General features: G+C 60.0%; 10 protein-coding genes. 9 read left to right on the forward strand and 1 reads right to left on the reverse strand.

Annotation, left to right across the window (positions count from 1 at the left end; all coding sequences use genetic code 11):
* The first annotated feature begins 25 nt into the window (after positions 1-25).
* From OBACDRAFT_RS11505 to OBACDRAFT_RS11525, 5 genes are all read left to right on the forward strand, one after another.
* The gene (locus tag OBACDRAFT_RS11505; protein ID WP_198529887.1) at positions 26-736 is read left to right on the forward strand and encodes a type II secretion system protein; all 711 of its coding nucleotides are present in this window, start codon (positions 26-28) and stop codon (positions 734-736) included.
* Between the two features lie 58 nt (positions 737-794).
* Entirely contained in the window at positions 795-1,652 is an 858-nt protein-coding gene (locus OBACDRAFT_RS11510; protein ID WP_043585761.1) for a hypothetical protein, read from the forward strand.
* Between the two features lie 85 nt (positions 1,653-1,737).
* Entirely contained in the window at positions 1,738-5,088 is a 3,351-nt protein-coding gene (locus OBACDRAFT_RS11515) for a beta-galactosidase (protein ID WP_112787776.1), read from the forward strand.
* A gap of 3 nt (positions 5,089-5,091) precedes the next feature.
* Positions 5,092-6,546 (forward strand): SGNH/GDSL hydrolase family protein, encoded by a 1,455-nt coding sequence (locus OBACDRAFT_RS11520; RefSeq protein WP_157837032.1) that lies wholly within the window; start codon positions 5,092-5,094, stop codon positions 6,544-6,546.
* A gap of 159 nt (positions 6,547-6,705) precedes the next feature.
* Entirely contained in the window at positions 6,706-8,466 is a 1,761-nt protein-coding gene (locus OBACDRAFT_RS11525) for an acetylxylan esterase (RefSeq protein WP_157837033.1), read from the forward strand.
* A 39-nt stretch (positions 8,467-8,505) separates the two neighbouring features.
* Here the strand turns inward: OBACDRAFT_RS11525 and OBACDRAFT_RS11530 are convergent, their stop codons facing one another.
* On the reverse strand, positions 8,506-9,558 hold the full coding sequence (locus OBACDRAFT_RS11530) for a LacI family DNA-binding transcriptional regulator (RefSeq protein WP_157837034.1): 1,053 nt from the start codon (positions 9,556-9,558) through the stop codon (positions 8,506-8,508).
* A gap of 196 nt (positions 9,559-9,754) precedes the next feature.
* On the opposite strand from OBACDRAFT_RS11530, the gene OBACDRAFT_RS27555 reads away from it, so the two are divergent.
* The 4 genes from OBACDRAFT_RS27555 to OBACDRAFT_RS11550 are packed head-to-tail and all read left to right on the forward strand — an operon-like array spanning position 9,755 to position 15,024.
* A complete protein-coding gene (locus OBACDRAFT_RS27555) occupies positions 9,755-10,501 on the forward strand; it encodes a DUF1559 family PulG-like putative transporter (RefSeq protein WP_052361772.1) in 747 nt (248 codons plus the stop codon).
* Positions 10,502-10,521: 20 nt separating this feature from the next.
* Positions 10,522-13,488, forward strand: coding sequence for a LamG-like jellyroll fold domain-containing protein (locus OBACDRAFT_RS30695; protein WP_043585770.1), 2,967 nt, complete (start codon positions 10,522-10,524; stop codon positions 13,486-13,488).
* A gap of 36 nt (positions 13,489-13,524) precedes the next feature.
* Entirely contained in the window at positions 13,525-14,229 is a 705-nt protein-coding gene (locus OBACDRAFT_RS25290) for a hypothetical protein (protein WP_052361775.1), read from the forward strand.
* A 45-nt stretch (positions 14,230-14,274) separates the two neighbouring features.
* Positions 14,275-15,024 carry a hypothetical protein gene (locus tag OBACDRAFT_RS11550; protein ID WP_043585773.1) on the forward strand — a complete coding sequence of 250 codons (750 nt, stop codon included), beginning with the start codon at positions 14,275-14,277 and terminating at the stop codon, positions 15,022-15,024.
* Positions 15,025-15,303 lie beyond the last annotated feature (279 nt).

Genomic DNA, 15,303 nt, shown 5'->3' on the forward strand with positions numbered 1-15,303 from the left:
GTCGCCCCCATATTCAATGTCCCCAATGTCCTCTCCTTGCCGCCCCCTTTGTCGTGGATTCACGCTGGTAGAACTGCTGGTGGTGATCGCCGTCATCGGCGTTCTGGCCGGACTGGTTCTCTCCGTGCTGCCCAAAGTAAGGCAGAGCGCGCATCGGGCCACTTGCGCGAGCCACCTTCGGCAACTCGGCGTATTGGTCATGAATTACGCGGCGGAAAACAAAGATCAGCTTCCCCGCAGTCGTGAAGGAGGCTCTTTCAGCTTTGTCAGCAACCTCCTGCCCGACATGAAATTCGGCAACAAAAAGGATCATCCGATGGGCAAACTACTTTACTGTCCGGCAGACAAATCGGGTGGCGTGGCCACCTATTCCATCACTGCTGGATACCCGGCGGACAACACCGGGGTCTATTTGCGCGACAACACAAATACGGTTGAATACGTGGTGGGCAGGCTGCCAATCCATGCCTTTCCCCGTCCGAGCCGGACCTTCCTGCTGGTCGAAGCTCCAAGCGCGGCAAGAGACTACATCACCAAGGGGAACGATTCGATCATGACGCCCAAAGGGCAATTCGACATCGGCGGCATTGGCATTCACGGGGGAAAAGGCGCCAACTATCTTTACCTTGATGGGCACGTCGCCTTCATGAACACGCCCCTTGCCTTGGGCCAGTCCTGGCCATCCACCAAACTGGAAACCTATGAAAAGTGGGACATGGGATACAAGGCCCAGTGAAATTTTGTCTGTAACCAATAATCAACTACACCAGAGGGCGTGTGCCCATCCTGCAGCCATGAACAAGAAAAACTTGAACCACCATCGCCTATATGCGGCCATATCTGTATTCGCAATTTTGATACTTGTCTTCTGTGGCGGCTTGAACCTTTCCGCAGCGGAAGAGATCGTGCTGCAGGACGATTTTTCGAAGGCGGAGCAGGAAGCGCAAACCGCGTCCATACGCAGCGAAACATTGTGGTATGGATTCTCCAGCGGCGGCGGCCGGCTTCCGGTTGTCAAGGAGGTGTCCTCGGATGCGTTTACCGGAAAGCTGCTGGAATTTTCCGCGCAAAGCCAGCATACCCTGATCGTTGGTGCGTTCCCGACAGTGGAACTGAAAAAAGAGGGGGACTTCATCCAGTTGAGTCTGGATTATCGCTACCTTTATCCCCTGAAAAGCCCGACCCCTGCGTTCATAATCGGGTTGCACGACTCTGCCGGTGCGCCGCTCGCGGCAGGAAATATCCGGAAGGGATTTGAGCCCGGGGCGGCTGGCGCCAACCATGTTGGGTACCGGCTGGCCAAGCTGCCTCTTGATGAGGCGGGAGACCTGCAAGTCGATCTGGCCTCCGGCCTGGGATCGCCGTTTCCCCAGAAAAAAATCTCAGCCGGTGACAGCGGCCAGACGTTGGGCTCGCGCGAGTTGCACACGCTGGTATTAAGAATCACACGGCAGGAAGATGGAAATCTGGCATTCGCTTGCAGTGTGAATGGAGTAACCCGGAAGTTCGTCACCACCGATCCCGCGCAGGTTGCCGCCACCCGTTTCGACGAAGTGTCCATTTGTCCGCTGGGGCGGGGTTTCGAACGAGGCCCGGGTCTCAACTACTACGTCCAGACTGCCAACGTGCGGGTGATACGCGGAACGAAATAGGTCTTTGTAGTCAAAATCCCTTACATTCTAGCTGGCCGCCCGCCTGCCTTTCGAGGCAAGACGAGTGAGCAGTATCCATTTTCAAATGACGATTATTCGAGCCCTCATGATCACCCTCCCTGTCGCCTTTGCGACGTCCATGCCTGCCGGCGCGCAAACCATGTCCGGTGACGGCCTGGTGTCCGTCAACCTGCTGACCAATGGCTCGTTCGAGCTGGGACTCGGCGCGGAGCCGTTTTATCCGGGCTGGCGGGTGACCAAGTCAGCTCTGGCGTCGAGCGACACGCCCGCGCTGCCCGTGCTGGACACGACCGTCGCGCACACGGGCAAGCAGTCGTTGAAGCTCTCCCGGGCCCAGGGAAAAAGCGTCGCCTATCTCGATTTTCAGTCGCCGCTGTTCGCGGAAAACACCGAGACTCATTTCTCGTTCTGGACCAAAGCGGGCCGGCCCGGTGTCAGGCTGCTATTCGGAGCCTGCCCGGATGACGGGAAGGGGCGGGTGCCAACCGCGCCGCGATTGTTGCAAGGCGCACTTTCGACCGGCTGGCAGTTGTGGCAATGCCCGCTGCCCGCCCGCTCCGGCATTGTCCCCCTGCGGATCGAGTTTTCCAGCGACAGCGAGGAGCCGTTTGAAGTCTGGATCGACGATGTGAGCTGGACGACGGACAAACCGCCCGGAGAAGCCGGCACACGGGCGCGGGCCGGGGCGGTCGAGGTGGTTTTGCTGCCGGCGGCGCGCAACGGTATCCATTTTGCGGACCGGCCCGTCACCCTGCGCTGGAGCGCAGACGCGGATGCGCAACGCGACGTGACCTTGACCCTGACCTTGCGCGACCTGACGCGCGGTGGAGAGGCCGGAATCGCGTGGCGGGGCTCCGCGTCCCTGTCGCCCTCCCCAAGGCAGGGCGACATCGTGCTGTCCGGCATCAAACGCGGCGCGTGGTGGGCCGAGTTGGAAGTGCGCGACGCCGCCTCGCAGACGCTGCTGGGCGTGGGGCGGGAGCGCTTCACCGTGATGGCGGACCTGCAAAAAATCCCCGCTCCCGTGGACTTTGGCGCAGGCTACCACGGCGGCACCGAGTTCGGCACCGAGATCAGTTTCAACTGGCGGGGCCATTGGACGCTGGGTGAGTTCTTCGCTACGAATTTCCAGACTGGCTTCCGCGTGCAGCGCGACATTTTTGACTGGAACAAACTTGAGCCGGAACGCGGCCGGTATGTCTGGGATTATCTGGACGCGCGTGTCGAGGTCGCCTCGAAAAACGGCTGCACGACGATCATTTGCGTGCCGCACAAACCGCTGAATCTTTCCCCGGCGGAATCTCAAAAGATTCTTGGAAATCCGGATCCCGGGTCGGGTCGCTGGCTTTACCAGACGGCTCGCGACATCAGCAGCCACGCTGTTCGTTCGGCACCCATGGGACCGTCCAGCAATCCCAACCGGCTCTTCGCGCCCGATCCCGAGGCGTTGGCGGAGTTCATGGCGACGCTGGCCGCGCGTTATCACGACAAGATCGACGCCATCGAATTCTTGAACGAGTCCAATCTCTACATCGATCCCAAGGGCCTGATCGAATACTACTACAAGCCCGGTTATCCCGCCATCAAGCGGGTGGCGCCCGACCTGCCGGTGCTCATGAATCAGACGATGGATTTCGCAGCGGACGGCAACGGCTACAGCGGACAGTTCCTGAAGCTGGGCGGACTCGACTACAGCGATGGCATTTTCCACCACCCCTACGGAGTTTCGCTTTTACAGGATAACGGCCTGGAGGGTGTCCGGACGCTGGAACGGCTCGTGAAAACCTATTCGAAGCCGGACAAAAAGATGCTGCTGGGCATGAGCGAGATCCACGGATTGGGAGGCGGTTCCCGGGCATTCATACGCGGAGAGATTGTGCAGAGGGCCTTGCTGGATTGGGCGGTCGAATGCCGCTGGAGCGCGGGCGCGCTGCTCACCCGGACCACCTTTTACGAGGGCAGCGGTCCCCGCCACTGGTTCCTGCGCGGCCCCTTCGCGCCCGGCGTCAGCGCAGTTCACATGAACGCGCTCTACGCGACTCTCGGTGGATACCGTTTTCTTCATCGGATCGAGTTGGACGACAACGTGCTCATCATGGCCTTCGAGAAACCTGATGCCGGACCGGAGGAGGCGCGCTACGCCGCAGCCATCACCGCAGCGCAATTCCCGTTGGTCGTTTCCCTGCTGAAAACAGACCTGAATGGAATCGCTTTCTCCGCCTTCGATTTCACGGGCGAACCGGTGGCGCTGCCCTCCCTCACGGATATTCAGGTCGAAATGGATGCGTTGTATCTGAAAAGTAGCGACAGGCGTTTGTTCGACCGGCTGAAATCCGGACGCATTTCCTGGGGACAGCGTGTTTCAGGAGAGATCGAGGACGTGGTCAGCGCAGAGGCGGAGAGTAACATTTACACCACCGGCGCGCCACCGCGCAGGACGCAGACATGTGGCGTCATTACCCGCTGGACGTTGCTGGACGGTATCCCCGACTCCGGCAGCACGCCCGATAAAAACTTACCTTTGGAAAAAAACCTCACCGCCGCAAATGGAGAACTCGTCTGGCCTGCAAACAAGACCCGGGTGGTCGATCATCCCCTGCCGTACGTGGTGTTGTCCGGGAAGAATGCTTCCGAGGTGGCCTGGCATCGCGCCTACACTTCCATTCAGTCCGGGCAGGCCGGGGAGATGACTTTGTATTTCAGTGCGACCGGGCCGGCGGCCATCTGGTTGAATGGGACAAACCGTATCGACTTTTCCGATCTGTCTTACGATCTGGTTGGACGCGCGTGGCGTTCGTTCACGGTGCCAATCAAGAAGGGGATGAACCATGTGCTGGTGCAGGTTGCTTCGCGAGGCGCGCCGTGCGCATTCGCCTTGAGCGCGAACAAGGAGGCGCTCAATGACTCTTCCATTGCGGTGGACGAGGAGGGTTTTGTTCGAAGGTGGAAGATGGTGGGACCGTGGAAAAACTGGCGCAACCGCGAGGGCAAATTCCAAGGCAACACCCGGGCGTTTCTCTCCGAACCGAATCCCGATTTCCTACTGCATGCCGAGGGATTGCGAAAGATGCCGCTGGTATGGTATCAGGCATCATTTGACACTCCTGTGATTCCCCATCCGTGGGTCGAGGGCGTGTCCTACGCTTACACCGTGGTGGAAGTGCCCGAAGACACGCCTTGCTTCGCTTCGCTGGGGTCGGACGACGGCTATGTCTTGTGGATCAACGGTGAATTGGCCGGGCGCAACGCCGCTTCGAGGAAGATCGAAGTCGATGCGGAGAAGTTACCTGTGCTCCTGAAAAAAGGACGTAATCGAGTGCTTTTCAAAATCGACGATACGGGGGGAGCGGGTGGATTTGTCCTGCGGTTCCTGCACGGAAATGGAAAGCCGGTGCGCCTGATTGTCCGTGATTAAACAATGAGCATCATTGATCTCCCGCTTCACTCCCGGTGGTCAGTCATTCGCAAGGTCGTCTTGCGTATGGCTGTGCTGTTGTCCGCTCCGGTCTGTCTCGCGTCCGCCGTGGGAATCACTTCGAACGGACTTGAGCTTTCGGTGGAGGCAGGTGCCATCGGCGGCGTGAGCTGGCCGGCGGCAACGGTGACGGCATTGTCCAAACGTTCGCAGGCCTTGGTGCTCAACTTGAAAACGCGCACCCTGCACACGCTTCCCCGCGCCATTGGTGATGGGGAAATCGGGCTGGCGCAGGTGGATGCTTCCGACTCCGGCATCACGCGCATCGAGGCGGTTGAGCCGGTGTTGCCGGCAACCCGCATTCCACGGGCTTTGGGAAAACTCGCTCGCGGCGAACCGCTGAAAGTGGCCGCGCTGGGAACTTCGTTGGTCGAAGGCGGCTGGGCGGCCGAGGGCTGGTTGCGGCTGCTTTTCGGGATGGGCACCGAGGAGACCCGTTATCTGGTCGGCAGAGGGAATGGCGTCACGCTGGCCCGTTACGCATTGGGTGGAAGCAACGCCCGTTACACCTTTGCCCTGCTGGGCGAGGCGGTGGCGGACGAAAATGGCGCGCGGCTGACGTCCCCGGTTTACGATAGTGATTTGGTCATCGTCGCCCTGCTGCCCAACGATGGAGTGGACCGGCTGCCGGTCTTCGAGGGCGCAGTGCGCCGGCTGCGGGCGCGGGGGATCGAGGTTTTGCTGCTCACAGATCATGCGTTTGCCAGGAAAGGCGAGGCCGACCGGCTTTGGCGTGATGGAGTTTTTGTCCGTGCCATGGCGGATCGCTATGGTTGCGCGCTCGCCGATACCGCCGCCTATGTCCGCGAGGGGGAACTGCGCGGACTGACGCTTTACAAGGATCCGATTCACTCCAGCCCGGACGGGTACCGCGTCTGGGCGCAGGCCATCGCGGGAGTTTTGTCTCCCGGAGTTCCGCTTGCGTCCGCCGTCAGTCTGGGAGCTTCGATGGAGGCGTCCAAAGGTCCCACGCTTGAAGATGCCTCCAGGGTGCCGGATGGGGCCTTGGTTGATTTCCTGCCGTCGCACACCGGCGAACTCGTTTCCCAAGCGCCTGACAACCGTCTTTTGCGAGCCTACAACGTATCCGCCGGCGGTATGCTGCGGCTTGGCGCGGGGACTTCTTTCGCACTGCGCAGTCAGTCGTTCATGGCGCTTGATTTGGTCATAGACAGTTCGTCTGTATTCGTTGCCGAAATACGCGACAAGGATCATGGCGTGGTCAAGGTCATCAATCGCCCTCCCGGGCGTCATGCCGGAACGCGCGCGCAGGTGTTGACGGCATTGTCCGCCTTCGAATCGAGAAAAAATACCAGCGCACCGGTCACGATATTTGTCACCGAAGGAGAACTACGACTCTACGCCGTAGTTTATCAGACCAAGGACAATCGGCGCTGATTTCATCTCTCTCCCGTCCCCCCCCCCCCCCCCCCCCAATTCATGAACAGAAAGATGGCAGTCAGTGTGGCCGCATTGTGTTGGATCCAATTGTTTGCGAGTACCGAGCATCATCCAAAGGAGACTCCAGAGTGGAGAACACCGTTTCCGATCAAACGCATGGCAGACACCTCCGGGCGTTTTTCGGACATCCTTTGGAAAGACGTGCCCGGCTTGCGAATTGGCGGAGAAAAAAACGATACGTTTTCAGGAACGGTTTCGCTGGCGTGGAACAACGACGGATTGTTGCTGCGCGTGCGCATGAAGGACGATTCGGTCCACGCTGCATCGTTGGCTGTCGTAAGCGATCCGGCAATCGATGCCGGTTGGGTGTTCAATCATTACGACGCGATCGAGATCAGCGTGGGAGGACGGACGTTTGCGTTTTGCCCGCTGGAAGACGGGCGGGTGGCATATTATTACGACTTTCTTGAACGAAACGAGGTGCGAGAGGCGAATGCACGTATCGTTTCAGCCGAGGACGATCACGAGCTGCTTGCGATCATTCCCTGGAGGGACATCGACGCGGAGCCGAAGGAGGGACTTTTCCTGCCGCTCATGATACGTATCCATGATTTGGATTCGGATGGGGCGGGGAAGCCGAAGAGCGCACGGCGCATCGTTCTGCCCAAAACGGCGGAGCCCGGCGTGCCGGTTTCCTATGGTGCTGCGTTTCTTGTCGGCGAGCGGCTCCCGGATGGACATGCGCCGCGCCTGGAGCCGTTGTTTGGCGTGCGGCTGGAGACGGGCGCGTACCATCGCCGGATCAGGTTGCTGCTTACCGCCGGCAAGGAGTTTGGCAGGCTGCGCGTCAGCTATGGCGGAACGTTGGACGGCGCGACGCTTTACCGAAGCTCCGTTTCTCTGGGCGAGCGGACGACGCTTGTTGATCTGCCCATCGGAAAGTCGCTTGGCGTTGTTCGTCTGCACATGACCGCACACTTGCCAGGAGGCGAGTTTGGTCCGGTCATCCTCGACTATTTTTCGCCCGGAGAAAAAGCGCTTGCAGATTACCGCGGAACCATGACGCCCCCGGAGGATTTCGATGCATTCTGGAACGGAAAACTGGCTGAGCTCGCCTCGATTCCCATGGAGACACGGATGGAAAAACTGCCAGAATCGGATGAACAAACCACTCTATGGAAAGTGCGACTGACGGGATGGCGTGGGATTCCATTCTTCGCATTTCTGGCGGTTCCGACCGACGCAGGCAGGCATCCGCTGAGGATGCGTGTGTACCCGCGTGTCCCGGTCACGACGGCAAAGCCGGAAAGGGGGAAAGTAGTGCTGGCGGTCAGTCCGCGTGGGCTGGGGCCGTCTTCGGAGTTTTCGCCGCCACCGCAGCCGGCATCCCAGCATCGTTCCGAATCGGGCAGTCCCGAGGATCTCTACATGCTCGCCAACATTTTGGATTGGATACGCGCAATCGACCATGCGCTGACCCTGCCACAAGTGGATGCGTCTCGTGTGCATGTCAGCGGAGGGAGCCGCGGTGGCTACCTCGCGCTGGCTTTGGCGGCGGTGGACTCTCGCATCACCTCCACCTATGCCGCCGTGCCGGCCTACGCCGACGTGGAGCTTTCGGCTAGCACGGGCAAGTTTCCCGATACCCGCCAGATCATTTACGGAGGATCGGCGGAGGATCGGATTCGGCAGCGTTTCGTTTGGTCTTACTTCGACGCGGTCAATCTTGCCCATCGCATCCGTTCCCGAATCCTCGTGGAGGCGGGCATGCAGGACAACATTTGTCCGGCTGCGGGGATCGTGGATGCGTTTAATCGCATGCCTTCACGCGAAAAAATTCTGCTCCTCAATCCCGAAGGCGGACATTCCTCCTCCCCCGCCAGTCTCCAGATGGAAGCGATCATCGCCGGTTGGTAAGCAGCGAAAAATGATTATTCTATCCTTATTTACCAATCATCATGCCGTTCGCACCGTCGGCCCCGGCACCCATGAACTCTCGATCAACGTCCCCTGCTGAAACGGCGGTACGCCCGCTTCCCGGCGCAGTATCTGGCCAATCACTACGTCAACTGCAGCCATGCCTTCCAACTCCGGGCGCGGCTGCATTCCGGCCACTCTGTCGCGCAGTTCCTTTGGCAGATCAAGCAAAGCCACGCCGAGGTCATGCGGCAGACGCAACCCCAGTCTGCGCGCCCAATCCAGAACATAGTTATGCACCGAAAGACAGGCATCCGGACGGTATTTCTTCACCCAAGTCTGAAACGCTCTCCCATCCTCTTCCTCGTGGCGCTTCATGGTGCCGTGCGGATGATGAAGCGTAAAAACAGGCAACTCCACTCCCTCTGCACCCTCTGCCGCCAATGACATCGCCTGCCGGTAACCGGCGACGAACCGGTGTTCCAGCACGTTGTCGAGCCAGCGTACCGTGCACAATCCGATGCGCCGGTAGCCCAGCGCCCGCAACGCATCGCAAGCGTGAAGAGCGGTGGTGTAGTGGTCGTTGCAGACAAAATGTAACGGAGGATTCCTTACACGTGTGCCGATGGACACACACGGAAATCCTTCCCAAACCGCTTCGCAGTTTTCCAGCTTCGAGTCGTTGTCGAGCGAGTAGAAAACGACGCCCTGCACATTGCGCGCATGCAGAATTCTCGCCAGCCGTTGCGGGCGCACATCCGGATCATGCAGCCGGAACGAATCCAGCGTGTAGCCAAGCTGGCTGGCACGTTCCCCGGCCCCGGCCTGCCAGTTTTCATCAATGCTGGAAGGCTGCGCCCGCGACGGTTCGAGCGGCGAGGCATTGATGAATGCGAGCGTGCCGATATACCGCTGCTTCCGTTCCGAACGCAGCTCGTGCATCAGGCGCGCGACAAGCGCGTTGGTCCGATACCCCATCTCCGTGGCGATACTGCGGATACGATCACGCTGTTGCGCCGAGATGCGCGGATGTCCGCGCAGGGCCAACGACACCGTTGACTTTGCCACGCCCGCGCGTTGCGCGATGCTCAACATTGAAGGCGGCTTTCCGGAGGATGGGGCTGAATTGCTGGGAATCATTGGATGCAAAATCGATCATGAATTGGACATATGCGCAACTGTTCGACAACACCATGTTTGTCGTCCTCTCAAAATCCACCACCCTCATTTTGTTTCCTCTCAAAAATCCATCTGTCTGCATTGCAATACGTCTCCCCTTCATCGCCCCATGAACACAACCCGCAACTCATCAACAAATCTTGCGAACCCTCTTTCACACCGCTTTTTTACGCTGCCTGCGCAGGCCTTTACATTGATCGAACTGCTGACCGTGATCGCCATCATTGGCATCCTTGCGGCGATCATCATCCCTACTGTTGGAAAAGTCCGCCAAAGCGCTCGCCAGACACAATGTGTCAGCAACCTGCGTCAAATCGCCACCGCCCTCTTGCTCTATACGGGCGATCATCGTGGATATTTTCCGCCAGGCTGGCAGATGGGACGTCCCACGGTCTGGCAGAAGGATGTCGCTCCTTATGCAGGACGCTCGGAAAACGCCTCGAGGGGAATCGATGCCTTGGGCACCATTTTTGAGTGCCCTTCTATTTCGGCTGCGGATCTGACTGTGACCGGAGCCACCAGCTATGCGGTCAATTCGCCGCTCCTCGGGAACAACGCCTCCAAAAAACCGCTTCACCAGATCGACCAACCCTCGCGCACCGTCCTTGCCGGGGATTGCAGGACTACAAACACCGATTTCCTATCGCCGACCAACATCTCCGGCGATGCAAGCACGCTTGTTTTTCGCCACCCTGATCCCAAACCGGGCGACCCGGCGGTTGTGGATCACGGAGGAGGTTTGAAAAGCAGAGGCAGTGGCCGCGCCAACGTCGCCTTTTGCGATGCTCACGTGAAAGCCTTCAAACCGTGTGAAATCGCCAAGGGTATCGACAACGGCGTCATCTGGGAACCCTGATTTATAGGAACAATCACTCTATGAAAATCCCCGCAATCCTCATGGCTGCTTGTATTGGAATTTCCATGCAGATCACCTGCGTGTCTGGAGCAAATGATTCCCCTGTCATCTTCTGGGCGCACTACATGCCCATGGTTCCGCACGGGCACATGCACGCGCATCCCCATGCCGCCGGCAATCACGACGCCTGGCCCTTCGACTCTCAGCACTCCGCCAGCAAGGACGACTACAAGGAGGACATGCTCCAGGCACTCGAAAGCGGCATCAACGGCTTTCAAATGCTCGGCTCCGTCAATCCCGCCATGTTTGACGCCGCCCGCGAAATCCACGCCGCCACCGGACGCCTCTTCTACATCGCCCCCCAATGGCTCTATCCGCGCGATTTCGACAAAAACATCGCCGCCATCGAAATCTTTGCCCGCACCTATGCCGGCAACCCGCATGTTTACACCCTTGGAGGCCGCCAAGTGCACTTCTTCTGGGAGTCCGTGAACGACGACCTCCTCGCCAAAATCCGCGACGCCTTCCTTGCCCGCGGCATCGACATTGCCCTCGTCCCCACACTCCGCGGACTCACTCCCTCCTCCCTCTCCGACACCACACTCCCGGCCATCGAATGGACCGCCGCCCAAGGCTGGAGCCACGGCGCTCTCGACCCCGCCCAAGCCGCCGCCCTCGTTGCGCGCCTCCGCCAGCACGCCCCAAAAAACTTCCTCTACATCCCCGCCATTGCCGCCGGTTACGACAGCTCCAACCGCACCGGCCAGGCCATACACGTTCCCTTCCACGGCATCGCCACCCTTCGCGACAACCTCAAAACCTGGGTCGGCCTCGGCATCCGCCAGACCATGCTCGTCACATGGAACGACCCCCAGGAATCCCTCGAAATTCCCTCCAGCCGCAACATCTGGGGCCACAACACCCTCCTCCGCTACTATCACGAAATCGCCGCCACCGGACGCAGCCCCTTTGCCACTCCGCAGCCCATTGTTTCCTATCCTGTCGAATGCATTCAGGGCGACGACCTCTTCTTTCAAATCGTCGGTATCCCAAGCACCGATACAGATATCGTCTGGCGCGCCCGCATCGCCCTCCATCCGATCCTCCCAACCACCACGCCCCTCCCTCCCCCCCCCTTCATTCTCACCGCCGACCTCCCCGCGCCCGGAAAAAACAAAGACGCCTTCCTCAACCTCGCCTGGAACACCCGCCCCGCGCTAGACCTCGCCGCCTCTGCCCTCCAACCCCGCATCACCATCGAATGCCGTCCCGCCGACGCCGCACCCCACGCCCCCTGGCAAACCCTTCACCGCGACCTGACTCTCCCTCCCGTCACCCTCCGCTACAACCTCGTCCAATACCCCGTCCCCTACGCCATCCAACTCTCGCGTATCGCGCCCAACGATACACTCACCCTCGACATCCGCCCCGCCGCCGGCATTCCCGGCAACGCCCTCTCCACCGCAACCGTCACCGCTGCCACGCCCGCGCCCATGCGCCGCCTCATCCTCAACGACGGCACCCGCAGCCTCGGAACCTTCCGCGACGCCGAACCCGCTGCCCCTGATCAACTCCGCAATCTCTATGTGCGCATCGAAGCCTCCGACCCCCTCCCCCTCTCCCTCCGCATCAACAAAGGCGCCCTCCACGACCTTTACAGTCCCTACGGCAAACTCGATCAGGCCGTGCAACCCCTCAATGCCGCCATGGCTACCTTCCCCGCCCGTCCCGCTGGCGGTGAATACCGCATGCGCGTCGTCCGCCTCACTGCCACCCCCGACGCCACCCTCACTCTCAACTACGCCCAACACCCCGACACCACCGCTCTCACCGCCACCCTCGATCAACTTGCCCGCGGCACCCTCACCCGCGCCGCCACCCTGGACGGACGCGAGCTCACCCTCGGCATGACCCTCACCACCGACGCCACCGACCCCAACATCGACTACCCCCTCCCCCCCCGTTCCACCGCCATTCGCACTCTCCCCCTTCACCCCTCCCGCGAAGGCGAACGCGTCCTCCACGCCATGGCCCTCCTTGCCGACGACACCGTTGCCATCTCTCCCGCAATCATCATCGGCGACCCCGCCCCTGAAGCCATCCAGCATGTCACCACTCAATGGATACAAACCAGCGGCACTTTTTCCGATTTCGTCCTCGGCACCTCCGAATCCTCCCTCAACCCATTCACCTCCGACCAAGTCCGGACCACTCCCCTGCGCCGCCGCGCCATCCCCTACTTCAACCTCAACTTCTCCGAAACCGCCGGGCTCCGCCTCAACGACACCGGCGCCAGCCAGCAAGCCGGACGCGGCTGGATCGAGATTGGAAAAGCCAAACGCGACGACGCCATTAGCGGCCCCCGTCCCACTGACCCTGCCAGTCGCTACCGCTGGCTTCCCGCTTCCGAAGGCCGCATTGGCTCCGCCCTCCAGCTTGGCCCCGACACCGGCATCCGCTTTCGATCCAAATCCAGTCCCGTCGGCCCCCAAACCCTCGCCCTCTGGGTTGACCTCGCGTTCCCCTCCCCCCCCCCCCCCGCCGACACTGCCGCGCCCAATCCTGCCGCGACCCTCCACGCCGGTCCCTTCCAACTCGAATTTCTTCCCCCAAAAGCCTCAACCCCCGACGCCCCCAACACCGCCCATCTCCGATTCAACCGCAGCGGACAACATTACGAACACCCATTCCCTCTCCCTCCCCTCTCCCCCGGCTGGCACCACCTCGCCTTTGTTTACGACCTCGCTGCCGTGCGCCTTTACATCGACGGCCGCGCCGCCGCCGAAATCGACGGCGTCCGCCCTCTTTACCAGCGCACACACCAATCTCCCCTCGTCCGCTTCCAGCCCGCCCCCTCCGGCACGTCCGCGCCCGCCATCGGCTTTACTGGCAAACTCGACGAACTCCAAGTCATCGGCACCGGTCTCCCCTCCGTTGATATCGCCCCTCTCGCCGCCGGCCACCCCTGGCGGCAACTCACCGATTAACCAAAATACACGCCATCTAAAAACGTATCCAAAAACATGCACAAACGAACAACCCAACGCCGCCTCCGCACCGTCCGTCGCCACCTCCTGCACATTTCAGCTGCGCTGCTCCTCCTCTGCTGCGCAACCGCGCTCAATGCCGAGGTGTTGTATCAGCAAAACTTCGACAACGGATTTAACCGCAACATTTCCCTCAGTCGCATCGCATGGCAAAGTTACTCCGCACCCGATGCCGCTGACATCACAGCCGACACACGTCTCGTCCTCATCCCGCCCAATCCAGGAAATTCAGCCGACTCTGGCGGCTTTCTTGCCTTCATCATTCCCCAAGGCACTTATGCCGCAACCGGCGTCTTTCCAAAAACCGACGCCACCGGAGCCACGATCACCTGGCGCATGGGCAATAGCCACCGCACCGCCACAGTTCGCCTCCTCGTTCGCATCGAAGACCAATGGTTTGTTTCCAGCACCACCCACAGCAATGCCGGATACGATGCCGCGAAATTTTCCGCCGCCAGTCCTGCCGCGATCACCCAAACCATCCCTGTCACGACCGACGCCAGGGCATGGCAACGCCTCACCCTTAAACCCGGTGAAACCCTTTCTCTTGGAGAACCCTCCGCCCTCCCCTCTGCCATCATTAACGGCATCGGCTTCCTTGTGGAGAACAGCGCAGGCCGCGCTATCGTCCGCCTCGATTCCCTCCTCATTGAAAAAACACACACTGATCACGCACCTTAGTCCGTATCCACCCGAAAAACACATCAATCCATAACGTCATAAAAAATGAATACACAAACTATCCGCTGTCTCCTCGCCTTGACCGCCGGATCCATATCGATCCTCGCCGCTCCACTCGGAGCCACCTCCAACGAACTGTATAAGCAAACTTTTGATGGTTTCTCGGCGCAGACCAACAAGGCCATAACCACCATTTCCGGCTGGAATGCCTATGCAGGTGCGACGGCCGGGACCGCTACGACAAGCAACGTCTATATCATTGGTGGCTACAAAGGTAATCCCAACGGGGACTACGGTTTCCTCGCCATCAACTCCGCTGGCATCACCACCCCTTACCTTGCGATTGGAACCATCACTCCAATCAACATCACTGACACCACCGTCACTTGGACGATGGGCAATGCCAGCACGGGCAGCAAAGTCCAGTTGATGGTCCAGTCCGGCGGCGAATGGTATGTCTCCTCTGGCACCTATTCCAATTCCAGCACCTACACCGCCGGCACATTTGCATCGGCTGAAACCGCCAGCGTTACACAAACCCTCAACTTCTCCACCGCCACTTGGAACGCCTTCGCACTGAACCCCGGCACCGCCATGAGTGTCGGTGCCACTGCCGCGCTCCCCTCTTCCAGCATCACGGGTATCGGTTTTTATGTTACGAATGCATCGGGTTTGGTGCGTCTCGACACTCTTACCGTTACCAGCGCTGCCGTTCCCGAACCAACCGCCGCCACCCTCCTGCTCGGCACACTCGCCCTCGTGGCTGCTGCCGCCGCCTGCAAACTCCGGCGCTAATTCCAATTTGCTCACATTCACCGGGCGGGTGTCGTTCACACGTGAGCGCTTGGAAGCGCCGGCATCCTGTCGGCATTCCGGGAGCGAGGTGCGCAGCATCCGTCCGTTCCACCATCGCGTTTTCCGCCCATCCATCTGCATGCATAAATGCGATACGCCCTCTCTTGCGCGCTGCATTTATCTGATAAAAAAGCCCGTCCCAAAGAACTGATTGTCAGCAGCATGGCTGTCCTGCCCTGCAAAAGACTCCTGTCGTCCTCTTCGCACGCGACTCCATAA

This window comes from Geminisphaera colitermitum TAV2 (assembly GCF_000171235.2).
GTDB classification, from domain to species: Bacteria; Verrucomicrobiota; Verrucomicrobiia; order Opitutales; family Opitutaceae; genus Geminisphaera; species Geminisphaera colitermitum.

Coding starts and splice junctions, on each gene's coding strand:
- OBACDRAFT_RS27555 (WP_052361772.1), top strand. CDS start 9,755: ATGAACACAACCCGCAACTCATCAACAAATCTTGCGAACCCTCTTTCA.
- OBACDRAFT_RS11505 (WP_198529887.1), top strand. CDS start 26: ATGTCCTCTCCTTGCCGCCCCCTTTGTCGTGGATTCACGCTGGTAGAA.
- OBACDRAFT_RS11550 (WP_043585773.1), top strand. CDS start 14,275: ATGAATACACAAACTATCCGCTGTCTCCTCGCCTTGACCGCCGGATCC.
- OBACDRAFT_RS11520 (WP_157837032.1), top strand. CDS start 5,092: ATGAGCATCATTGATCTCCCGCTTCACTCCCGGTGGTCAGTCATTCGC.
- OBACDRAFT_RS25290 (WP_052361775.1), top strand. CDS start 13,525: ATGCACAAACGAACAACCCAACGCCGCCTCCGCACCGTCCGTCGCCAC.
- OBACDRAFT_RS11525 (WP_157837033.1), top strand. CDS start 6,706: ATGGCAGACACCTCCGGGCGTTTTTCGGACATCCTTTGGAAAGACGTG.
- OBACDRAFT_RS30695 (WP_043585770.1), top strand. CDS start 10,522: ATGAAAATCCCCGCAATCCTCATGGCTGCTTGTATTGGAATTTCCATG.
- OBACDRAFT_RS11510 (WP_043585761.1), top strand. CDS start 795: ATGAACAAGAAAAACTTGAACCACCATCGCCTATATGCGGCCATATCT.
- OBACDRAFT_RS11515 (WP_112787776.1), top strand. CDS start 1,738: ATGACGATTATTCGAGCCCTCATGATCACCCTCCCTGTCGCCTTTGCG.